Origin of the sequence: Arthrobacter globiformis (genome assembly GCF_030817195.1) — a bacterium.
Lineage (GTDB): Bacteria > Actinomycetota > Actinomycetes > Actinomycetales > Micrococcaceae > Arthrobacter > Arthrobacter globiformis_D.
Genome location: NZ_JAUSYZ010000001.1, coordinates 1,435,574 through 1,458,191, shown reverse-complemented (window position 1 = coordinate 1,458,191; position 22,618 = coordinate 1,435,574). Strand labels below are relative to the sequence as shown.

Annotated in this window: 12 protein-coding genes and 2 pseudogenes; 9 read left to right on the top strand and 5 right to left on the bottom strand. The window is 61.7% G+C overall.

All coding sequences use genetic code 11. The annotated features are described in order from the left end of the window. Positions 1 to 214: 214 nt before the first annotated feature. The 4 genes and pseudogenes from QF036_RS06675 to QF036_RS06660 all read left to right on the top strand — a co-directional run. On the top strand, positions 215 to 2,248 hold the full coding sequence (locus tag QF036_RS06675; protein ID WP_307100316.1) for a hypothetical protein: 2,034 nt from the start codon (positions 215 to 217) through the stop codon (positions 2,246 to 2,248). Then, a complete protein-coding gene (locus tag QF036_RS06670; RefSeq protein WP_307100314.1) occupies positions 2,248 to 3,876 on the top strand; it encodes a class I SAM-dependent DNA methyltransferase in 1,629 nt (542 codons plus the stop codon). The genes QF036_RS06675 and QF036_RS06670 overlap by 1 nt, the downstream gene beginning before the upstream one ends. Then, on the top strand, positions 3,873 to 5,075 hold the full coding sequence (locus QF036_RS06665) for a restriction endonuclease subunit S (protein WP_307100312.1): 1,203 nt from the start codon (positions 3,873 to 3,875) through the stop codon (positions 5,073 to 5,075). The genes QF036_RS06670 and QF036_RS06665 overlap by 4 nt, the downstream gene beginning before the upstream one ends. Beyond that, a pseudogene (locus QF036_RS06660) lies at positions 5,072 to 5,539 on the top strand (DUF1016 N-terminal domain-containing protein); the annotation flags it as partial. The gene QF036_RS06665 and the pseudogene QF036_RS06660, both read left to right, overlap by 4 nt. Before the next feature lie 60 nt (positions 5,540 to 5,599). Here the strand turns inward: QF036_RS06660 and QF036_RS25230 are convergent. Continuing rightward, positions 5,600 to 5,782 (bottom strand): hypothetical protein, encoded by a 183-nt coding sequence (locus tag QF036_RS25230; RefSeq protein WP_373460316.1) that lies wholly within the window; start codon positions 5,780 to 5,782, stop codon positions 5,600 to 5,602. On the opposite strand from QF036_RS25230, the pseudogene QF036_RS06655 reads away from it, so the two are divergent. The 4 genes and pseudogenes from QF036_RS06655 (at position 5,696) to QF036_RS06640 (ending at position 15,296) form a co-directional block, all read left to right on the top strand. Then, a pseudogene (locus tag QF036_RS06655) lies at positions 5,696 to 6,177 on the top strand (PDDEXK nuclease domain-containing protein). The gene QF036_RS25230 and the pseudogene QF036_RS06655 overlap by 87 nt on opposite strands. After that, positions 6,174 to 9,398, top strand: coding sequence for a type I restriction endonuclease subunit R (locus QF036_RS06650; protein WP_307100311.1), 3,225 nt, complete (start codon positions 6,174 to 6,176; stop codon positions 9,396 to 9,398). Before QF036_RS06655 ends, QF036_RS06650 begins: the two are co-directional and overlap by 4 nt. A 73-nt stretch (positions 9,399 to 9,471) precedes the next feature. After that, positions 9,472 to 12,105, top strand: coding sequence for a PD-(D/E)XK nuclease family protein (locus QF036_RS06645; RefSeq protein WP_307100309.1), 2,634 nt, complete (start codon positions 9,472 to 9,474; stop codon positions 12,103 to 12,105). Further along, positions 12,102 to 15,296 (top strand): UvrD-helicase domain-containing protein, encoded by a 3,195-nt coding sequence (locus QF036_RS06640; protein ID WP_307100307.1) that lies wholly within the window; start codon positions 12,102 to 12,104, stop codon positions 15,294 to 15,296. The genes QF036_RS06645 and QF036_RS06640 overlap by 4 nt, the downstream gene beginning before the upstream one ends. Positions 15,297 to 15,506: 210 nt before the next feature. On the opposite strand, the gene QF036_RS06635 is transcribed toward QF036_RS06640, so the two are convergent. Further along, positions 15,507 to 15,857, bottom strand: a complete 351-nt coding sequence (locus QF036_RS06635; RefSeq protein WP_307100306.1) for a hypothetical protein — start codon at positions 15,855 to 15,857, stop codon at positions 15,507 to 15,509. A gap of 268 nt (positions 15,858 to 16,125) precedes the next feature. Between QF036_RS06635 and QF036_RS06630 the strand changes: the two genes are divergently transcribed. Beyond that, a complete protein-coding gene (locus tag QF036_RS06630; protein ID WP_307100304.1) occupies positions 16,126 to 16,569 on the top strand; it encodes a phosphohydrolase in 444 nt (147 codons plus the stop codon). 1,125 nt (positions 16,570 to 17,694) lie between these two features. On the opposite strand, the gene QF036_RS06625 is transcribed toward QF036_RS06630, so the two are convergent. From QF036_RS06625 to QF036_RS06615, 3 genes are all read right to left on the bottom strand, one after another. Continuing rightward, on the bottom strand, positions 17,695 to 18,861 hold the full coding sequence (locus QF036_RS06625; protein ID WP_307100302.1) for a hypothetical protein: 1,167 nt from the start codon (positions 18,859 to 18,861) through the stop codon (positions 17,695 to 17,697). Between the two features lie 815 nt (positions 18,862 to 19,676). After that, positions 19,677 to 20,801: a hypothetical protein gene (locus QF036_RS06620; RefSeq protein ID WP_307100300.1), complete on the bottom strand. Its 1,125-nt coding sequence runs from the start codon at positions 20,799 to 20,801 to the stop codon at positions 19,677 to 19,679. 8 nt (positions 20,802 to 20,809) lie between these two features. Then, positions 20,810 to 21,979, bottom strand: coding sequence for a hypothetical protein (locus QF036_RS06615; protein ID WP_307100298.1), 1,170 nt, complete (start codon positions 21,977 to 21,979; stop codon positions 20,810 to 20,812). Positions 21,980 to 22,618: the final 639 nt, after the last annotated feature.

The window sequence follows — 22,618 nt, the reverse complement described above, 5'->3', positions numbered from 1 at the left end:
CCATGCGTGGTTCCCCGCCGCCGCCACAGCTCCGAAAGGTTCCTTCCTGGGCTGCAGAAATGAACTTAGGGCCCGGGATGCCTCAACAACTGCTGACGCCTGATAACCCCCCTTATCAGCAAAGTTCTAGCCATATCCGGGCAGCGCACTAAGCTGGGCGAACGACCACGACCGATTGGGGGCAGCCATGGACACATCCGCCGGATCTTTGCACATGACGCTCGCGGACATTGCTGCCCTGGCGAAGGTCCAGCGGCCGGTCGTCTCTATGTGGCGCAAACGAAGCAGCGGCGGCCAGCTCCCGTTCCCTGAAGCATCCGGACAGGTCAACGGCGTCGAGCTTTTCGACGCCGGCGAGATCACAGCCTGGCTGGAGACAACTGGCCGGGGCAACAACCCCGAGGCGCGGAACGACGCCGCCGCGTTCGCCAGAATGACAGCACCGGCAAGTGCAGAGGCGCAGGACGGCCGCCGGATGTTCAACGGCCTGACCTCGCTGCTCGCCCTGAAGGTCATCACCGGTCAGGAACTCAGCCCACGCACAACGGACGGACTGCTTGACGCCGCTGATGAAGCGGACCCGGATGACCTCTTCCTCTACGCCGAGCTTGAAGCCCTGGGCACTGAGCTTTCCGCTTTGGCCGGCTTCGCCGACAGACTCGCGGACAGTGCCTTCAGCGCACCGGCTGCTTTCGAGAAGCTGCTGTCGAAGCGGTTCCGGGAAGGCCTGCGCGAACAATCCGACACAGCCCTCACCGACCCGGCACTGGATCTCGTGGCATCGGCCGCCATGGAACTGGCCCAAACGCTGGATGCGCCGCCGTTTTGCGATGCGACGCCTGGCGGCAGTGACGTGATGCTGCGCATCGTCCAGCAGTTCGGCGAGACCCGGCCCCTGACACTGCTCATCGGGGACCACGACGGCGGCCCGTCACGCCTTGCCCGACGACGTCTTATGGTTCACGGTGCCGACAGCGAACACGTGGAAGTCGACGCCCAGGGCGCCTTCTCGGTCAACGGGCCGGCAGTCCATGTGGCACAGTATCCCGCCCCCGGCGAACCAGGACTTGGCACCACAGAAATCCTCGAAGCCATCGAGAACACCGTGCTCCAGATGGATGACCGCCAGCGCGCCGTGGTGATCGCCCCGGCCCGGCTGCTGTGCGACCCGCTTAGTGGCGAGGCGGGCCAGCTCCGCTCGGACCTCCTGCGCTCCGGCAGGATCCGTGCAGTGATCAGGCTCCAGATTGGCCTCCTGCCAGCGAAGCCGCGGGAGCCGCGGGCCCTGTGGGTGCTGGGACCGTCCCACGCGGAGGTGCCCCTTGCCGAACGCTGGACCATGGTCGCCGACCTAAGCACAACATCGTTGACTCCGGATGTGCGGCAGGACCTGATCAGCGACACTGTCGCCTCCATGGGAGATCGTGCCACCATTCGTGCGCACTCTTTCCGGTTTGCCCGGCTGGTGCAGACCCGCGTCCTGCTCGCGAGCAAAGGCTCCCTCGTCGAAGCTTCGGCCAACAAGCGTCCGACGGCAGCCGACGGAGCAGAGGCAGCGCTGCGGATCGAGGAACTTACGCGACATCTGTCGCAGGAGCAGTCCGGGAGGCCTGCTGTCACAGACGTTCAGCCCACGCCTTACGGCAACCGGCCAGGCACGGCTTCTGTCCAGGAACTGATCACTGCCGGAAACCTCCGCTATATCAAGGGCAACCGGTTGGACGAGCGCAACTTCAACTCCAGTGAGGGCAAAAAGGTCCTTGGACGGCAGGAATTACAGGAGCCCCACACCGCGGACCCACGGTTCATCAGCCTTCTGGACTTCACTGCTGCATGCCCCAACGGACGACTCACCGAGCCCGGTGACGTCATCTTCTGCACCAGCCCGCGGCCCGCCGCCAGGGTCGACCATGAGGGCGGCAACGTCGTCGTCTTCCCTGCCCGGATCCTGAGGATCGATAGCGGCGATCCCGGTGGCCTGGTGCCCGACGTTGTGGCTGCGGACATCAACGGTCTTCCCGCAGGCGACAAAGCCCGGCACAGTTGGCGCCTGCGCCAAACGCCGGACGCCCAGCGGCAGCCCCTCATGCAGGTCCTGGCCGGCCTGCAACATGAACAGCTTGAGGCCCATCGGCGCCTCGAACGGCTGGAAGAACTCGCTACCCTGTTTACGGACGGCGTAGCGGGCGGAAGCCTCACCCTGACACACCCATCTCCAAACGCCGCACCAATAGAAGGAACTGCATAATGCCCCCGAAATTGAAGGTGGACCTCGCCCCGTCCACCATGAAGGAACTCAAGGACACGCTCTGGAAGGCCGCGGACAAGCTGCGCGGCTCCATGGATGCCTCCCAGTACAAGGACGTGATCCTCGGGCTGGTATTCCTGAAGTATGTCTCGGACGCGTTCGACGAACGCCGTGAGCAGATCATTGCCGAGCTGGAGGCGGACGGGCTCAACGAGGAGCAGATCGTCCAGCTGATCGACGACGTGGACGAATACACCGGGCGCGGCGTGTTCTGGGTCTCCGAGCGGGCCCGGTGGGGCTACCTGGCGGAGAACGCCAAGGGCCTGCCGGCGATAGACGGCGCAGCCCCCAAGTCAATCGGGCTGCTCATTGACGAGGCGATGGACCTCATCATGACCGACAACAAGTCACTGGCCGCGACACTCCCCCGCATCTACAACCGGGACAACGTGGACCAGCGCCGCCTCGGCGAGCTGCTGGACCTGTTCAACTCAGCACGGTTCACGGGCCAAGGCGCCAGCAAAGCCCGGGACCTGCTCGGCGAGGTCTACGAATACTTCCTGGAGAAGTTCGCCAAAGCCGAGGGCAAGCGCGGCGGCGAGTTCTACACCCCCGCCGGCGTCGTGCGCGTCCTGGTAGAGGTCCTGGAACCGCACCGTGGCCGCGTCTACGACCCCTGCTGCGGATCCGGCGGCATGTTCGTCCAAGCCGAGAAGTTCCTCGAGGCCCACAACATGGAAGGCTCGGACATCTCCGTCTACGGCCAGGAGCTCAACGAGCGCACCTGGCGGATGGCCAAGATGAACCTCGCCATCCACGGCCTCAACGCCAACCTCGCCTCCCGCTGGGGCGACACCTTCGCCCGCGACCAGCATCCTGAGCTGACCGGGAACAATGGCGCGGACTTCATCATGGCCAACCCGCCCTTCAACATCAAGGACTGGTCCCGCTCCGAGTCGGATCCCCGCTGGAAGTACGGCGTCCCTCCGGCCAACAACGCCAACTACGCCTGGATTCAGCACATCATTTCCAAGCTCGCCCCGGGCGGCAGCGCTGGCGTAGTCATGGCAAACGGCTCCATGTCCTCCAACTCCGGCGGCGAGGGGGACATCCGCGCGCAGCTCGTTGAAGCGGACCTCGTCTCCTGCATGGTGGCCTTACCCACCCAGCTGTTCCGCAGCACCGGCATCCCGGTGTGCACCTGGTTCTTCACCAAGGACAAGACCGCCGGCAAGAAAGGCTCAGTAGACAGGAGCGGCCAGGTGCTCTTTGTCGATGCGCGGAACCTCGGCCACATGGTGGACCGCGCCGAGCGTGCACTGTCTGATGAGGACATCGCTAAAATCGCCAACACCTACCACGCCTGGCGCGGGACTGCTTCTGCGGCCGAGGCAGGCCTGAGGTACGACGACGAGGCCGGCTTCTGCTATTCGGCGAGCCTCGCGGAGATCAAGGCAGCGGACTACGCCCTGACACCGGGACGGTATGTCGGGGCGGCAGAACTGGAGGACGACGGCGAACCGATCGAGGACAAGATTGCCCGGCTTTCAAAGGAACTGCTGGAACAGTTCGAGGAATCCGAGAGGCTTGCTGCCGTTGTACGCGAGCAACTAGGGAGGGTGTCGTGAACGATATTGCTACTCTTGGCGAACTAATTGAGGGATTTGGAGGCTCGATTAAAACAGGCCCGTTCGGTACTACCCTCAAGGCCAGCGAGTACTCTGAAAACGGAGTCCCAATCATTTCTGTTGGCGAGGTCGGATATGGGTCCCTTAATCTGCGGGGCGACACACCTAAGGCGCCGGCAGAAGTGACTGAACGCCTGCCGGAGTATCTTTTGGAGACAGGCGACATTGTTTTTGGCCGCAAGGGAGCGGTAGATCGGAGCGCTTGGGTCAAAGCGACCGAGAGCGGTTGGTTTCTCGGTTCTGATGGAATTCGCGTTCGGCTTCCCTCTTGCGTCGACTCTCGCTTTGTTGCCTACCAGTTTCAGAGTGAGGAAGTGAAGTCGTGGCTGTTGCAGCATGCGTCTGGTTCAACAATGCTCTCGCTCAATCAGAAAATACTGGAACGGGTTCCGCTGCGGCTCCCGACCATCGACGTACAGCGGGGCATCGCCGAAGTGCTAGGGGCGCTCGACGACAAGATCGCCGCCAATACCGCACTCGCCAATGCCGCGGACAATCTACTAGCCGCCACATTCGAGTCAATCATTGGCGTCGATTCTCCAGTGGTTCGACTCGGCGATATTGCAGACCTAAATAGATCGACGGTGAAACCTTCGCCCGGCGGCCACCTCAGATACGTCGACATCGCTGCGGTCGGAGTTGGGTCATACGAATTCCCCTCTGCTATGGATTGGACCGATGCGCCGTCAAGAGCACGCCGTGTCCTCAGCAAGGGCGACACACTTTGGTCCACCGTTAGACCGAATCGCAGGTCGCACGCCCTCAACCTCTCTGACGACCCTATGCTGGTCGGCTCCACCGGTCTGGCAGTTATTTCGGCGCGGACGGTCGGGTGGGCCTACCTCTATGAAGTCACTCGCCGTCCGGACTTCACGTCCTACCTGGAAACGGTGGCGGAAGGAAGCGCCTATCCCGCGGTTCGTGCTGACAGATTCCAAGAGGCTCTCGTTCCCCTTGCGGAAGAGTCGGCGCGTGATTCATTTGAGAAACTGGCCGAGCCCCTGCGCGAGGAGCTTTTCTCCCTCGACAAGGAAAATAGGACTCTTGCCGCTCTTCGTGACACCCTCCTCCCGCAGCTGATGTCGGGCAAGCTGCGGGTCAAAGACGCCGAGCGGGTCCTGGAGGAGGCTGGCGTATGAGCGGGAACGGGGGCGAGATCCAGCCGGGAGCGCGGAAGCATGCCACAGACGCGTCGTTTCCGGCCACGCCGGCGGCCAGTTCCATGCCGGCGTGGTACCCGGAGCTGCTCGCCTCCGTGACGCGCCAGGTCAGCACCGGGCGGTGGAAGGCAATTTCCGCCGCGAACCGCGAACTGCTGGCATCCTACTGGGCCATCGGTCGGGAGCTCGCCCAGCGCGAAACTCAGGAGGGCTGGGGCGCCAAGGTCGTCACTAGGTTGTCCGCGGACGTACGCTCCGCATTTCCGGACGCCACGGGATTCTCGCCGCGGAACCTGCGCTACGTGAAGTCGTTTGCACAGGCCTGGCCGGATCCCGCAATGTTGCAACAGGCTGTTGCAACATTGCCCTGGAGCCATCAGATCATGCTGATGGAGAAGCTCAGCGACCCGGCGACACGACTGTGGTACGCCGCGGCCGCCGTAGATCATGGCTGGTCGCGCAATGTCCTGGCTCACCAGATCGGGACGAAGCTCCATGAGCGCTCAGGCCAGGCAGTCACCAACTTCCCGGCGACCATGCCGGCGTCGGACTCTGATCTTGCGCAGCAGTCCCTCAAGGACCCGTATGTGTTTGATTTCCTGGCGCTGACCGACCGCCGCAACGAACGGGAACTTGAACACCAGCTGATCCAGCACGTCGAGAAGTTCCTGTTGGAGCTGGGGCAAGGCTCGCCTTTGTCGGCGAGCAGGTCCGGCTTGAAATCAACGGCGATGAGTTCTTCGCTGACCTGTTGTTTTACCACCTCAGGCTTCGCTGCTACGTGGTCATCGAACTCAAAGCGACCAAGTTTGAGCCCGGTTTTCTCGGGCAGCTGGGCATGTACATGGCAGCCGTTGACGACCTCTTGGCCCACGCCGACGACAAGCCCACCATCGGCCTCCTGCTGTGCAAGGAGAAGAACAACGTGGTGGCCGAGTACGCGCTCCCGGGGTACAAAACACCAATCGGGGTCGCCGAATGGACGGACACCATGATCAAGTCGCTGCCTGAGGAATGCAGCACCAGCCTGCCCAGCATCCGCGAGCTCGAAGCCGAGCTCTCGCAGGACATTTCAGAATGACATCCGGCCCAATAGGGGGATCCACCGTGACAGCAGCACCAGCCGTAGCCTTTTCCGAAGCCGAGTGGGAGGGCATGGCCCTTGAGCTCCTGGCTGAGCCGCTCGGGTGGAGGCCGCTGTCCGGGCAGGCCATCGCCCCCGGCACGGACGAGCGGGACACCTGGGATGAACTCCTGATCCGTCCCCGGTTGCTCGCAGCGCTGCAGAAATTCAACCCGAAGGTTCCCGCCGAGTACCTGCAGCAGGCCCTGGCCGAGATTGCCTCGCCCAAGTCCAACGATGCCATCACCGAAAACCATCGCATCCACAACTACCTTGTGGACGGTTACCGGCTCAGTTACATCGACTCGGACGGCAACGAAGCCAATCCAACGATCCACCTGCTGAGCCAGGATCCGGACCAGAACGACTGGCTCGCCGTCAACCAGGTCACCCTGGTGCAGGGCGACTACAACCGCCGCTTCGACGTCGTGCTGTACTGCAACGGTATGCCGGTGAGCATCATCGAGCTGAAGAAGGCCGGCAGCGCCGCCGCCGACGTGGCCTCGGCGCACGCCCAGCTGCAGACGTACCTGCGGGAATTCCCCATGGCGTTCAGATTCTGCGTGTTCACGCTGGCCTCCGACGGTATCCAGGCCAAGTACGGCACCCCGTTCACACCCCTCAACCACTTCTCACCCTGGAACGTGGACGACGACGGTCTGCCGGTCGCTCCCGGTTACATGGAGGACGGCGTGGCCGTCACGGCGCTGGAGACAGCCCTCAACGGTTTGTACAACCAGGAGCGCTTCCTGCAGCTGACCCGCAACTTCACGGCGTTCGACGAGGGCTCCGACGGGCTCATGAAGCGCATCGCCAAGCCGCACCAGTACTTCGCCGTAACCAAGGCCGTGGGCAGCACCGTCCAGGCAGTGGAAAGCAACGGCAAGGCCGGCGTCGTTTGGCACACCCAAGGCTCAGGCAAGTCCATGGAGATGGAGCTCTACGCCAACCTGGTGGCACGGCATCCCAAGCTGAAGAACCCGACCGTCGTGGTAATCACGGACCGCAACGAACTCGACGGACAGCTGTTCGAGGGCTTCGACCGGAGCCTGCTGCTGGCCGAATCACCCAAGCAAATCCGGAAGCGCTCCGAGCTGCGGGAGGAACTGAGCAACCGCACCACCGGCGGCATCTACTTCACCACCCTGCAGAAGTTTGGCCGCAGCAAGGCAGAAAAGGACGCCGGCTCCGAGCACCCGCTGCTGTCCGACCGCCGCAACATCATCGTGGTGGTGGATGAGGCACACCGGTCCCACTATGACGACCTTGACGGTTACGCCCGGCACCTGCGGGACGCCCTGCCGCATGCGACGCTGATCGCGTTCACAGGCACGCCCATTTCGTTCGACGACCAGAACACGCGGGACGTGTTCGGTGAGTACATCGACATCTACGACCTCTCCCGGGCAGTGGAGGACGGCGCCACGGTTCCCGTGTACTTCGAGCCGCGACTGATCAAGGTCGGCCTGGCATCCGAGGTCACCGAGGAGATCCTGGACCAGGCAGCCGACGAAGTCACCCTGGGCCTGGACGACACAGAGCGGGCGCGCCTCGAAGCGAGTGTCGCTGTGGTCAACGCTGTGTACGGCGCCCCGCAGCGCATCGCTGCGCTGGCGGAAGACCTCGTGGCGCACTGGGAGAACCGGCGCGCCCAGATGGGCAAGTTCATCGAGGCGCCGGGCAAGGCAATGATCGTCGGCGGGACGCGGGAGATCTGCGCGAAGCTGTACACGGCGGTCGTGGAGTTGCGGCCCGACTGGCATTCAGACGACCTCTCGAAGGGCAAGATCAAGGTTGTGTACTCGGGCGATGCCACCGACGTTCCGCCGGTCTCCGACCATGTGCGCCGGGATTCGTTGAACGCACAGGTAAAAGAACGCCTGAAGGATGTCGACGATGAGCTGGAGCTCGTGATCGTCAAAGACATGATGCTCACTGGCTACGACTCCCCGCCGCTGCACACCCTGTACTTGGACCGGCCGCTGAAGGGCGCGCTGCTGATGCAGACCCTTGCCCGGGTGAACCGCACGTTCCGCGGTAAGAAGGACGGGCTTCTGGTGGCCTATGCTCCGCTCGCGGAGAACCTGGCCCAGGCCCTCAGCGAGTACACGAAGGATGACCAGGCGAACAAGCCGGTCGGCCGGAACGTGGATGAGGCCGTTGGACTGACTGTGTCCCTGGTCGAAACGCTGCGCGGACTGCTCGCGGGGTACGACTGGAAGGCGGTGCTGATGCGCGGCGGCCCCAAAGCCTTCGTCAGCGCTGCGACGGGTGCAGCCAACTACCTGCGAAGCCCGGAAACACCAGGTAACAGGCCGGCTGACGGCGAGGAGACGCTGGCATCCAAATACCGCCGGCACTCGGGCCAGCTGTCGCGGGCGTGGGCACTGAGTTCCGGCTCCGAGACACTTGCTGAACTGCGACCCGAGATCCAGGTCTACGAGGAGACCCGGGTGTACATGGCCAAATTCGACGCCGCAGACCGGCAGGCCAGCGGCGAGCCGGTGCCTGAGGAGATCCAACGGCTGCTCGGCAACCTGATAGCGTCGGCAACGTCTTCCGGCGAAGTGCTGGACATCTACGAGGCAGCCGGCATGCCGAAGCCCTCATTGGATGATCTGACGCCGGAGTTCATTGCCAAGACCCAGAAGGCACGTAATCCGCAGCTGGCGATTGAGGCGCTGCGGAAGCTCATTGCCGATGAGTCTGCTGCTTCGACGCGGAACAACGTGATCCGCCAGCGGGCGTTCTCCGAGCGCATCACCGAGCTGATGAGGAAGTACACCAACCAGCAGCTGACCTCGGCGGAGGTCATTGCCGAGCTGGTGGAGCTTGCGCGCGAAGTTGCGGCCGAAGGCAACCGCGGAGCGCACTTCACTCCCCCGCTTAACTCGGACGAGCTTGCGTTCTACGATGCCGTGGCCTCGAACGAGTCAGCCGTGGAGGTCCAGGGCGAAGGCATACTTGCGGACATTGCCCGGGAACTGGTGTCCGTGATGCGCCGGGATATCCGGACGGACTGGACGGTACGCGATGACGTTAGGGCCAAGTTGCGGTCCTCAATCAAGCGGCTCCTTGTCCGCTTCGGGTACCCGCCGGACAAGCAGCCCGAGGCGATCAAGTTAGTCATGGAGCAGATGGAGTCCATGGCGCCCCGGTTCGCGGAGGCGCGACAGTGACAAAGAAACCCTGTGTGTCAGTGCATCCCGCTAGCGTGATAAAAACGACCACCAGTCAATGCATGGGGGATTAATGAAGATCGAGTTCGGGTGGCACCTAGACCGTGCGCCGTGGGCGTACACCCAGCCAGGCCTCAACCGCATCCGCGTGGGACGCAAGAACTTTACGGCGCTGCTGCAGACACGGCTGGGCATCACCCGCCCGGACACCGGCCACGCCGAGCGCGTCAGCCAGTACCTGGAGCGGCTTCGGGCCGTTGACTCCCCCGGCGCATGGTTCCACGAGTCCTTCGAGGTTGACCCTTGGTCCACAGCTCAGGAGCTGCTCGCTGCCCGCGACGATGCCGTTGCCAATGGGTGGGACGGGACGCTTCCCGAGCCTGAGCCGGGCGCCCCTGAACCGTCTCCACTGCTGCGGACGCTGGCGGCAGCGGAAACGGCAGCCAGCCCGCTTGCACCCTCCTTGGCAGATGACATTGCCGAGCTGGTGACGGCGCTCGATTCGCCCCTGCCGCTTGGCGTCGACGAGCTGATACTCCAGCATCCCGAGCGGAGCTTCCCGAAAGTTTGGCAGCACATCATCGGAAAACTCCGGGACCGCGGAATCCGAGTCAGCGAAGCAGTGCCCGCGGACAGCCAGCCACGGCTCACAGTTCTCTCAGCCGAAACGGAGTGGGAAGCGGCGGAAAACAGCGCCCGCTGGCTCGCTGCCGGAGACAATCAGAGCACTGCCGTGGTCTCCTCGGACCGCACGTCCCTCCTCGATCATTTCCTGGCTGGGCACGGCCTGCCCGCCATCGGCGTCGGCTCCCCCTCCGTCTGGCGTCCCCAGGACCAGCTGATTCCGCTCTTTTTCGAGGTCATCTGGTCACCGCCGAACGTTCAGCTCCTCGGCGAGCTGCTCACCCTGCCCGGCTCGCCCGTGCGGCGGGCCGCCGCGCGGCATATCCTTGAGGCCTTGAAACAAGAGCCTGGCACCGGCGGCGAAGCGTGGAAGGCAGCAATTTCCGCCATCGCCGCAGACCCTCAGCTCGGTCCCGAACTCGCCGCCACGCTGGACAGGCTCTTTTGCACCGGCGTGCTCGTCGAAGACGAGGACGTAAGCGGTACAGATTTCGCTGAACGGGCGGAATGGCTCGCCGGCCGGTTGCGTGCCCGCGCTTCCAAAGACGACGCCGCCAAGACAACAGCGTCCCTGCTGCAACGAATCCTGGGACTGGTGACGCCACTCCCCCGTGTCTCCCGCCGGGATCTTCGTCGCATCATCTCGGCCGTCATCACCCCATCGACGGGCACGGTCGTGAGCGCAGAAGCCGCGCCCTGGTTGCGCCTCGGGCACTTGGCCGAGTTGACCGACGACGTCGACCAGGTGCTGTGGTGGGGTTTCCAGAGCAGCCGCATCTCATCCGCCCGACGCTGGGACGCACACGACATCGAGACCCTGTCCCGAGTCGGCGTTCACCTGCCAACACCGGAAGAACTCAGCGCCCTCGAGGTCAGCCAGACTCTGGCAGCAGCCGGCCGGACCAGGAACCTGCTCCTTGTGCAGATCGAGCAGCGTGATGGCGAGCGAGTGGAAGGTAATCCGCTGCTGGAGGCACTCACCGCCGCTCAGCCCAGTCAAATAGATGGGTCGCTTTCCGAGCGTCTCGCTCTGCTCACGCATAAGCCTGAAGCGCTGATTGACGCCACCGGCCACTGGGCACTTGCAGACCGCCGCATTCAGCTCGTTGCTGTCCCCCAGCACCGCCCTGCCGCGCCGCCTGCCGTCCATGAGTTGGGCCCGAATCCCGCTCTCGTCCCGGAACGACTCTCCTTCACGCAGCTGTCCACACTCTTGGGCTGCTCCCTGGCTTGGGTGCTCAAGCACAAATCGCACCTGAGCGTTCCCGCCGCCGCCAGCGTCCCTTCGGACAACCAGATGCTCGGAATCTTCGCCCACAAGGTGGTGGAGGTACTTCAGGACCAGCTTCGTGCCCAGCACCGGGTGGTTCCCGATCAGGACGAGGTGAGCGCCGCCGTCGAACGTCTTTTGCCTCAGCTCGCCTCGGAACTACTTCTTCCCGGCCAAAAGAGCCGACTTGCCGGTGTGCAGGCCACCATTGAAACAACCGTCATGACCTTTTTTGAGCAGCTGCAGCGCGGCGGCGTCGTGCTGCAGGAGATGGAGAAGGACTTCGCCAAGGACCTGCATTTTACGGCGGGGGGAAACAGCTACACGGTGGAGGTCAAAGGCCGTGCAGACGCGGTGGGCATTGACGCTTCCGGCCGCACCACCGTCGTGGATCTCAAGTGGTCCAACAATGACAAGTACCGCCGCGAGGAAGTCCAGCGCGGCGAAGCCCTGCAGCTCGCGCTGTACCAGTGGGCCCTCAGCCCCAGCGAGCTTCCGCCAGACGCGCCCACCGCCTACTACATGCTGAAGCAGGGCAGCTTCGCCTCAGCCCACCCAGAATTCGGTTCCGCCATCCAGGCCAGCCAGGATCCAGCGCGGTTGTGGCAGCAGGCTGTTCGGGCGATCGAATTCACCGTCGAGGAGGTGCTCGCCGGACGGATAACGGCAACGGAGCCGGCAGCAAACTCTCTGGCAGAGGGCGAACCCGGCGCCGACGCACTTGCGGCAGCCAACGGCCGCCTGCACATGAAGCCGAACTGCAGGTACTGCGACTTCGGCACGCTCTGCGGACTCAAGGGGGACTATTCGTGAACCTGCTGGACAACGTCACCATGGTGTCGGCGAGTGCCGGCACCGGAAAGACTTTCACGCTCACAGGCAAGATTGTCGATCAGATTGCCGCCGGCCTGCCGGCTGGAGCCGTCATGGCCACCACATTCACCAAGAAGGCCGCGGGAGAACTGCGTGAACGGATCGCCGCCCGCCTCCTTGAGCAGGCTGACCTGGCCGACGACGCCGATTCAGCCGCCGCGCTGCGGCTCGCCTCCCAGCAGTTGCCCGCTAGCCTCATCGGCACGGTCAACAGCGTTTGCGGCCAGCTGCTGCAGGAGCACGCCATCGACGCAGGCCTCTCGCCTGCACTTGAGGTTATCGGCGAGGAGCAGCTCGCCAGTATCTTCCACCTCGCCACGGACGAAGTCCTGGCCGAGCACGCTCCGAGAATCCTGCCCATCGCGCGGCGCATGGGGACAGACGGCAACGGGGCCAGGGACGCGAAAACCTGGCAGGAGACCGTGCGGTCGATCGTGGATGCTGCACGTACCAACCTGCTGGAAGCGGACGACTTGGCAGCCTGTGCGGATCGTTCTTGGACCGGCCTGCGCGAGCTGCTCGACGCACCGGCTACGGATGACCGGTCCCAGTGGCTGTCTGCTCTTCGCGCCACGGTGACCGATCTCGAGACCATGGCCAGGGACAGCAAGACTCCCGCCGGAAAGAAGGTGGATACGGGCTCGGCCACCTTTACCGAGCATGTGCCGAAGATCCTTCACAAGATTGCCACCATGGGCGCGGTGGAGGACATCCCGTGGGAGACGTGGCGCGGCGTGGTGGGCTCGGCAGCGCCGGCCGCCGTCAAGGCACTCTTCACTCCCGTCACCGGAGCCATCAAGGAAGGCCTGCTCTCCAACCCGGCCTTCCATGACGACCTCGAGCAGTACATCCGGCTCCTGTTCGCCTGCGCTGAAGAGTGCCTCACGGCCTACTCCGATTTCAAGCGGCTGCATGGCCTGATGGACTTTGTGGATCAGGAGACCTTGGTCCTGGGCCTTGCCCGAAACAACGATGCTTTCCGCCGCTCCTTCCCAGGGCGCATCCGCTTCCTCGTCGTAGACGAGTTCCAAGACACGAGCCCTCTGCAGCTTGAACTCTTCCTGCAGCTCAGCCGGCTCGTGGACGAGGCCGTCTGGGTAGGGGATCCCAAGCAGGCCATCTACGAGTTCCGGGGCACCGACCCAGAGCTCATGGAAGCTGTAGTCAGGGAGGTGCGCCACCGGGAGCAGCTGTCCCATACGTGGCGCTCCCACCAAGCAGTCGTCGATCTAAGCAACGCCGTGTTCGAGCCCGTCTTTGAACAGCACGGCATGCCGGCCGATACCGTGCACCTCGAGCTCCCGAACGCACACTCTGACTGGTCCCGCGGCACGCTCGAGGCGTGGACGCGGCCGCAATCCAACGATGGCGAGCGGCTGAAGGCAACGGCGGCCGGCGTAGCCGCGTTGTTGGCCCGCCGGCCAGAGCTCAGTCCCGGGAACGTGGCCGTGCTGGCCCGGTCCAACGCCGACGTCGAGTCGTTGTCCGCTGCACTACATGCATCAGGAATTCGCGCGAGCCGTAATCCCCGGATGCTGCTGGACTCCCGCGAAGTGCAGCTGGCCCGCGCCGGGCTGGCGTTCGTGGCGGACGGGTACGACACTGTGGCTCTAGCCGAGATCGTCGCCATGCACCCCGCGCATTCCTCCAACGCAACCTGGCAGCAGGAACTGCTGTCGGCCGCCGATCCTGCCCCCGTACTCGAAAAGTGGAATGCGGATCCGATTTTCAAAGCCCTCGATGCCCTACGTGCCCGGGCAGCGGCGGCTACGCCCACTGAGGTTTTCGAAGCCGTGGTTGGCGCGCTCGGACTGCCCCGGCTGATTGCCGGATGGTCCTCCCCCGCCACGCGGCTAAGGAACCTGGACGCCGTCCGCGGTGTCATCAAGACGTACTACGAGCGCTGCCTCGCCTTGCGCTCACCCGCTACCCTGCGAGGCTTCCTCACGTTCTTCGGTTCGGAGGAGCAGAGGTCCGCCGATAACGCCGGAACTGACGTGGTCAACGTACTCACGTATCACCAGGCCAAAGGACTCGAGTGGCCCGTCGTGGTTCTGGAGGGCCTTGACAAGGATCTTCGGTTCGCCGCTTTCGGCGCAGCCGTTGAGCAGGACGGCGGCTTCGACCTGGCGCAGCCACTGGCCGGCCGCTGGATCCGCTTCTGGCCGAGTCCCTTCCCTTACGGCGGCTCTCAGCTGGATGTTCGGGGAACGACCAGCGACGTCGCGCTCCGGGCCGAAGAACGCGAGCGTCGAAACATGGCCCGGCTCATGTACGTCGGCATGACCCGCGCCGTCGAAACAACCGTGCTTACCGGGAAGAAGCCTGCGCCAGAGCTTCTCAACAACCTTGGCGTTCCCTCGCTGTTGGGATGGAAGCCGGGTGCCGATGACAACTCGGACGGTGCCATCTACGTCGCGGACGGGCTGGCGCTGCCGGCGCGAGTAGAGGACTTGGGACCTGTAGTCGCTGAGCTCTCACCCTCCGACTGGACGCCCCGGTTCTCCGACGTTCCTGCCGATCCGTCGAGCGTTGTCTTCCCTCCCGCACGGTTCGCGGCTTCGTCGCTGGAGTCTGCCGGGCACGAGGCCTCGGTCCGTGCCGTCGCAGAGCTCGGTTCCCGGCTTGCTGAGCATGGGTCTGACGATTGGGGTGCAGTCGGCAGCGCCGTGCACGCTTATCTGGGGACCGAGTTCTCGGTGCTCGACACCGTCCAACGGCGGGATCTTGCGGAGCGGATAGTTGCGCGCTGGCAGGTGGAGGGCACCATCGGTTCTTCCCTGCTGCTCACTGCCGGGGAAAGATTCGAGTCCTATCTGGACGCGCAGTTCCCCGGTTGGGCTCGGCATCGGGAAGCTGCCATCGGATGGCGGCCGGACAACCAGGTCATGGAAGGTTGGATCGACCTTTTGCTGGAAGGGCCGGACGGGTTCGTACTCGTCGACCACAAGACGTATCCGGGGAACGCCCCTGAAGGCCACGTGCGGGAGGAGTACCTGGGCCAGATGGCCGCGTACCGGGATGCTGTACTCGCGGCTACGGGCAAGCCGGTGCTGCGAACGCTGATCCACTTCCCGGCTCTTGGACAGGTCTACGAGGTTGAGCCTCTGGTGGCCGTAACCTCGGGCTAGGAGACGATCAGTCAGGGCCATCGTCATCCGTCGGTTCGATGGTCGCGGACCGGGGGAACAACGGTGCGTCGTCACGCTGCCCCCGGTCTACGAAGGAGCCGCTGGCGATCCAGTCAAGGCTGGACACGTAGGGTTTGCCCTTCGACTCCTCGTGGACTCTCCGCAGGTCTCCTACGGTTGCGTCACGGCTCCACATTCTTGCTCGCCGGCCTAGCCGAATACGTGCAGTGCTGCACCGAAGCCCAGCGGCAGCCCGTGGCCGTTCAGCCAGGACATCATCACTTCCGAGGCTCCGGCCAAACACAGGTTCTGTGACCGAGCGACTCCTACATGTGGCTCGTTCCCGGCTTCATCTGCCGACAGTCCCAGTCCGATTCGCCAGATGTTTGTGACTCCACTGCTGACGACCGCAACCTCTACCTGGTACCCGTCGCCGGTGTACATGGCTTGGGCATACCTCCCGAAGTGCTGCTCATCGAGGCCCTTGCTTTGCACCACCAGCCAGTCCCCTTCGTGGGAAACCAGTTGGATGAGGGTAACCAACTGGGAGGCCGACTCCACATCGTGCCACTCTGCGTGCCGCTGCCTCACCTGGGCTTTTCACTCCAACGCTTCCTCGGGCTGAAGCTCCAGCATTAGCTCCAGTGCGGTTTCAGGACGTGCGATCGTATCCAGCATGTCGGTGCCTTTCTATCTAACTGATGCTTCATTGTCAGAGGCCCCACTGACATTTCTTCCGGCCGTGATAGGCCTTCGGAGAATGTCAGCCCCGGTTGATAGCCTGCCGGTGTTGATGTCAACGGGCCGACGGCCCGGAGAGGGTTCAAAAATGGAAAATCACGAAGCCAACCCGGAGGTCGCAGCAGCGAAGGCGATCGCGACAATCGCGCACCGGTTCCAAACGGACAAGATCGGGGTTCCATATATCGAGCACCCCGGCCGCGTGGCAGCTAGGTTGACTAATCCCAAGCAGGTCGCTGCCGCGTGGCTGCACGACGTCATCGAAGACTGCGGCATCACGGCCAGAGATCTGGAGGCTGCCGGTATCAGCAACCAGGTGATTGACGCCGTCGTCCTGCTTACCCGCACCAAGGACAACACGGGTAACGGATACTATGGGGCCATTCGCGAATATCCCGTTGCTCTGGCTGTGAAACTGGCTGACATCGCAGATAATACCGATCCAGAGCGGACGGCGCGTCTGGAACCCGAAGTCCGACAGCGGCTTGCCGACAAGTACGAGACCGCCCTGCAGCTGCTCGGCCAGAAATAGCCTGACCGGTGTTGTTCCATGCGGGCGTGCCGGTTCAACGTCGGACCCACTCCAGCAAGGCGAACCCGCCGTAGATGCCGATAGGGTTGGCGCATGGCAGTACTTGGGGGAAATCGTTGGTCGCGGGCTATCGCGCTGTTGCTGGTTTTGGCCAGTTCCGGAATCGCACTAGGTGCATGTGAGTACCAAGATGACAGCCCGGCTCCGGCTGTCCCATCAGCCGTACTCTCCCCGTCAGCTTCCCCGCCCGTGCCAAAGGCGGCCCCGTCAGCTTCCCCGCCCGTGCCAAAGGCGGCCCCGTCAGCCATGACCTCCCCTCCAGTTCTCCCATCCGCGCCGAAGGTCGATCCCACTACTGCCCAAGTGCAGGCGAGAAACGGGGCGCAACTAGACAGCCGCCTGGGCCTTCCGCCTGACGGTCTTGTCTTGGGTGGATCAGGCGGACTGGGCAATGACGGATTCCGATTGTCGGCCCCAGGAATACCAAAGGGAAGCTACGCAGTTACCGCTGAATGCGTGGGAGTGCTCAAAGCATCGCTCACTATCTTCCAGCCCGATCGACGAGGAGGAACGACGCACGAATTAGCCCTCGACTGCGGAACCACAGCCAGCGCGAAACTGGATCTTGAAGCAGGACCCGTGTCCGTCCACATCACTCGCATGACCACGGCGCCTGGCCGCACTGCAGTCGCCGGATTATGGATGGCCCCGGCGGCCTGATGGGAAACGCTCCGCCAGCGGTCACCACCAACGGTGTCGGCATTCCGGGTTCTGGCATGCCCACTTCGGGACCCCGGATTCAACCTTGCCCGTGGCGGGATAGATGCGTACTTCCTCGGTCAGGCAGCAGCCGGCAAACTCAGTTTTCGGGTGCTCGGACATGGCCTCTGGCATCACCATGCCGTAGGCGATCCGCCAGGCTTCCTGGCCGCAAACAGGGCACCTGCGGACACTCTCACGTTTCTTTGCGGGCTTCACACCGTTGGCCATGGGTGCAATGTATCCCCAGGTAGCGACAACTGCTGCAGTTACAAAAAACTCTAGCGGCTAAGCAATTTTTGTAACTGCTGCAGGCGGATGGGCCCTGGCGAATTTGGCGCCGCTTTGGACTTCAGCGCTTCAGCATCAGACTCGGCCGGCTCGGTCTCCAAGCTCAGAGATGATTACTTTCTCGCGCGCGTTGATGGCACCATCCACAGAGGCCACGCAGTCTGCAACGTCGAGGATGTCGCTTAGATCCCCCGGCTCGGCATCCAGGCGTCGCCACACGTCCGCGGGGTCGATGTCGACGAGGTGGGCGAGCTGCTCATCGACCACCTGATGCCTATCCCGGACCAGCCTCACCAAGTGACGCATCAACAGGGCCTCGTCGTCGGAGATCTTGTGGTCCGCCATGATGACGAGCCACGCGACCCACAGCATGAGCTGCGGCTGCCGACTCCGCTCGCTCAGTTTCTCGGCGAGTTCTATCACCCGCGCCTCGTTCCGGAAGACGGCTCGCGCGTGCCGCCCCGCGATCAGCGTTGTATAGCGGTTCAGCACCACCGCGAGTGGAACGCCGACGAGCGGGATGCCAATCTTGATGACGCTGCGCTGCAGGAGGAATTTTCCGACGAAGGGAAGCCCCCTCGCGGCGGACAGTACCGCGCCGGAATAGAAGCGCTTGATCAGCGGCCGCATGATGGCTGGTACCGCCCTGACCACGCCTTGGCTTACGACTTCCCCGCTCTTGATGGTGAAGGCCACACGGATGAGCTTCCACATGTCATCGGGGTCGGACAGGTCGAGCGGGACGCGATAGAGGACGGCGATGTCGTAGGCGAGGCGAAGCTGGAGCTGGGTGATGAACGCGACGTCCACCATGACAGTTCCGATAGCGGCCGGGACAGTCGCCGGTGAGGAACCACCAAGGCTACCTAGTGTGGCGATGACGGTCGCCGAGTAGGCTCCGGCGGAGAGCCCACCTTCGAGCGCGGCGTACCGAGTCGCCATCTTGATCCGCTGGTCCACGATGGCGTCAGCGGGCACGCCCTCGTACCGCTCTTGGAAGTACTGCCAGTTCACCTTGTTGGTGTAGGAGCTCAGGGCCTGCGCGGCGAGCTTGGTGAACCATTCGCCCGACTTGATGTCGTTCGGGCTCAGCCCCGTGATGAACTTCCGCAGCTCCTCTCGCTCATTCTCTACAACCTTCCGGTCTGCATCATTGGCGTCGTCGACGTCTACAGCGTTCTCGATGTCTACAGCGTTCTCGATGTCTACAGCGTCAACAGCATCGATCGGAGCTTTGGGCACGGCAAGTCCTCCAAGTCAGTTGCGTGTCTAGCTAGGTTGCCAGATTCTAGAGAACCCTGCTGACATCTCAACAGGGTAACCCAGCGACCAGCACATCTGTTGACGGGCGCCCCGTTGAGTTGAAACGCCCGCATGTGAGTATGCCAAGCGTTCTGGCCCCTCGGGCGTCGGGGGCCAGAAGTGACGCCAAGCCCTGCTGCCTGTCCAACGGATGCAACCACTCCCGGACGACAACTGCAGCCGGCCCTGAGGTGGTGTCGTTCTCCGGCGGCGGCGAAACCAGCTGCCAAGCGTCTACCCCGACGCTTGGCCATGGCGTGATACTCGCTACACCTGCGGAAACTATGCACCTACCAGTTGCCGACTTCACCAGTCTGCGCCACTAACTGCAGCGACATAGCCGGGGTGATTGGATAGGTTCACTGGGAACAAAACAAGCATTGACTTCAACTGTAAGGGGCGGGAATTCTTGGATCCATTGAGCGGCATGAGCCATGACGAACTCAGCATCTTTTCTTGGGTTGCCGCCACCGTCTTCGCGCTTGCGGTCGGTGTTTGGCGTCCTCGCAGGCTTCCTTGGACTGCGCTTGGATCGGTCCTGCTCTTCGCGGCCCTCAACGCCGGTGCCGGAATCTACGTCCTGAACCATATCGGTGATCCGCGCTGGTCTGCAGGGGGAAGCGCCGCTGAGCGCTCCGTCGTTTTCCGGGACGCCCATGGTGGGGCAGTTTCTAGGGCCCCTGGACTCCGCTCTAAACGCGGTGGTCCGCGGGGTGAACGCGTTCCTGGCATTCAAGCATTCCTTCGCTGCACCGCTAAGCACCGGCAGCCACAAATTGCCTCGTTCTGTAAGTACTCAGTAGCGAAGGCAAAAAATCGACAAAATCGCGCACGACCAAATCCAGCTGCTCGACATTTTCCTCCTTCAGATCTCGCAGCTGATGAAATATATGGTTTCTAATACCATAAAAGTATGACTGAAAGTCGCCACCGCCAGCGCGGCCTTCCTTTAGAAGGAAATCATTGCATGACTGCTTTAGGTTCTCCAGATTAGATCGGCTTTTTGAGTACTCATTTATTAGCAGGGTCAGCCGCTTCTTCTCGGACGTCACGCGATTCAACTTCTCCATCACCTCTTTTGCCGTTGACAGCTCATTAACGGAATGCCGGTACTCATCAAGTATGGCGGCATGTTCGGCCATAAAGACGTGCTCCATCAGGAGCTCAATAACTTGATAAATATAGAAAAAGCAGAAAACAGGATGCGCCTCATATGCCACCGAGTTATGGAGAAGGCTGCCTATCAACTCCACGTCCGTCAACTCGTTCGAGACCGGTTCAACAACCAGAGATCTGGGAGCCTCTTCAGGTGACTTCACCGTCCAGACAAGATCGTCGGGAGTCCGGTGAGTGAGCTTAACGTAGCCTCTGGCTATCAGGCTCGGCATGTACCTATCGATGTCGAACGACCGAGCAGGCATAGCATCCAGGTTGACTACTAGCAAGCACGTATCAGAGTGAATTAAGTCGGAAAACTGAAGCGTTCTGTCAACCATGTCCTGCGCATCTGGAGACTTCGTGAAGAATTCTTCCATGTCAGCCCTAAAAAGACGATGGATTGCCACATATGCATATTTCAGAAAATGTGGATCTTCGGCTCGGCCGTGATCGTCGGATGCCAGAGCGTTAATCGGCACACACCACCCGATCCGCGCCTTCTTTTGCGAAGCGTCAAGTACGGGAAGTATTTCATTTTCATTGACACTTTTCTTGGCAAGAAAGTGCAGTTGGAAATTCTCGACATTCAATGAGGTATCAAGCTTCAATGGGGTAGACAGGAGTCGGCCATCAAAGAGGTCTGTGCAATTGAATTCCAGCACTTCAGCGACGGCTCCATTGCTGACCAACTCCAGGCTGACACTGGCCCCCTCATTACGCACTCTTGCTCCTACAGGTTCTGGGATTGATATTTGCGAAGTGCACTCTTCGAGGCACGGAGCAAGTCAGCGTAGCTATCGGAATCCCTGTTAAGCAGATCCCTGAAGTAAAAGCTAAAAAATGTGCGCTGGGCATTACCGATCTTAGTGGTATTGTTCTTCAACCATTCGAGCGAATTGTTCATTTCCTCAAGAAACTCATCGCCGCTTTCCACTTCGAGCTTCTTAATTGAAAGGATAGCGTCGTCAACACTGCCGATAATCTCAAAGTCTATAAGCTTTCCTAGAGCTGCGCCGAGGCCAGACATAGCCTGGGGTCGCTTGAATATTTGAGTGACATTCTTTCCAAAAGGAGAGGCATTTCGCTCGAGATAATCGACTGACAACTCCGCGCCCTCGCACAAATCGGCCACCGTCTCTACCAAGAGGCTAAGGGCTTCGAGGTACTTCTCAAAGAGCTCGGTCGATTTATTCTCTTTGGAAAGCTTTTCTAGACTATTAATGTTCTCTAGTATGTTTGCCTTATCAATAGGCAGTTCATCGCGATCAAGATATGCATTGAAGCCTTCAACCACATCTTTGAAGTTGAACTGGTTGATTTTGCTTGCCGTTCTGCCTTCTGCTTCCCGGATCAGCTCCACACCGTTAACATTTGTATCTATGTAGTCCAGGTAAAGGATTTCGATCTGTTGTCTCAAGGACATGGGTGTTTGCCCGGTATTCAAGGTAAGCATCCTGTATAGGATGCCCAGCCGATTGAGACCGATGTATATCTCAACGCGAATTTTAGATTCTTCGACCTTTTTGATTTGCGTTTCATCACCCTCACGGCGAAGGTCGTTGAGAAGATCAATTATTGTGTGCGTTCGCTGGAGACCATCTAGAATCACAAGGCTTGCGGCATTATTCCGGATAGTGTCCGCCAACTCTTCATCATTGGCAAAATCCGTCAATGTGACGTCAGAGTTTAGAGCCAAAACCACCGGAGGAATCACGCAGCCGATCAAGAGGTCACTGCGCAGAAGTGAGTACACCGTCTTTGAGGACCTAACTCTTTTCCTCTGAAACTCGTTGTTCTGGAGCACGCCCTTCACGAGCACTTCATATTCCGCAATGGTGATGTCTAGGAGCACATTTTTGGCGTTGATTCGTGCATCATGCAGCTGGGAGGCGACCTTCATATCATCCTTCTCTCGATTACAAAGCTTCAACGCGGGCCTTTGGAAGACGCTGGAGCACCTCCAAAGAAGATACCCTGCAGGTGCCCACTTGCCGGAATGAACATCTGCACCACGTGAAAATTGAAGATCTGACGCGTTTTTACTATGCGATCGATTCAGTAGGTGCAGTCGATAGTGCGCCTTAGGCTCACATGGGTCTATGACCCGATTTTGCCCCGTCAGCACGCCATTGACGGCTGATGCTGAACGTTTCATCGCCGAGTGCGTGTTGCCGCTCACGGCCGGCCGGGCTTAGGAGGCTTCAGCGTGTGACCGTTTCGGCGGTAGCCGACCGCCCATGGCCTCACCGTGCTGACCATCTAGCACTGGTCTGGGCCGGTCGGATGCTCGTCCCCGTCCCCCTAGTGTCGGTGGTCGCCGCCCTCGTGATCACGCTGGTCGGCCGGAAGCACGCCTCCCCGCCGGTCGTAAAGAATCTGTTTGGTCACAGCCGGCCTCAAGGAAGCGGTGTCCCAGCACTCAACTGAGCAAAGACTGCCAACTTCCGATTCGCCGCGGCCTTCCATTAGGTCCCAAGTAAGCAGAACTCGCGCACTCATCGCTGTGGCCTGTCGACATCGGACGGCAGATGTCGACAAC

Excerpts from the sequence above, each read along its gene's own strand:
- QF036_RS06630 (WP_307100304.1), top strand. The coding sequence starts at position 16,126 with ATGGAAAATCACGAAGCCAACCCGGAGGTCGCAGCAGCGAAGGCGATC.
- QF036_RS06675 (WP_307100316.1), top strand. The coding sequence starts at position 215 with ATGACGCTCGCGGACATTGCTGCCCTGGCGAAGGTCCAGCGGCCGGTC.
- QF036_RS06670 (WP_307100314.1), top strand. The coding sequence starts at position 2,248 with ATGCCCCCGAAATTGAAGGTGGACCTCGCCCCGTCCACCATGAAGGAA.
- QF036_RS06650 (WP_307100311.1), top strand. The coding sequence starts at position 6,174 with ATGACATCCGGCCCAATAGGGGGATCCACCGTGACAGCAGCACCAGCC.
- QF036_RS06645 (WP_307100309.1), top strand. The coding sequence starts at position 9,472 with ATGAAGATCGAGTTCGGGTGGCACCTAGACCGTGCGCCGTGGGCGTAC.
- QF036_RS06615 (WP_307100298.1), bottom strand. The coding sequence starts at position 21,979 with ATGAAGGTCGCCTCCCAGCTGCATGATGCACGAATCAACGCCAAAAAT.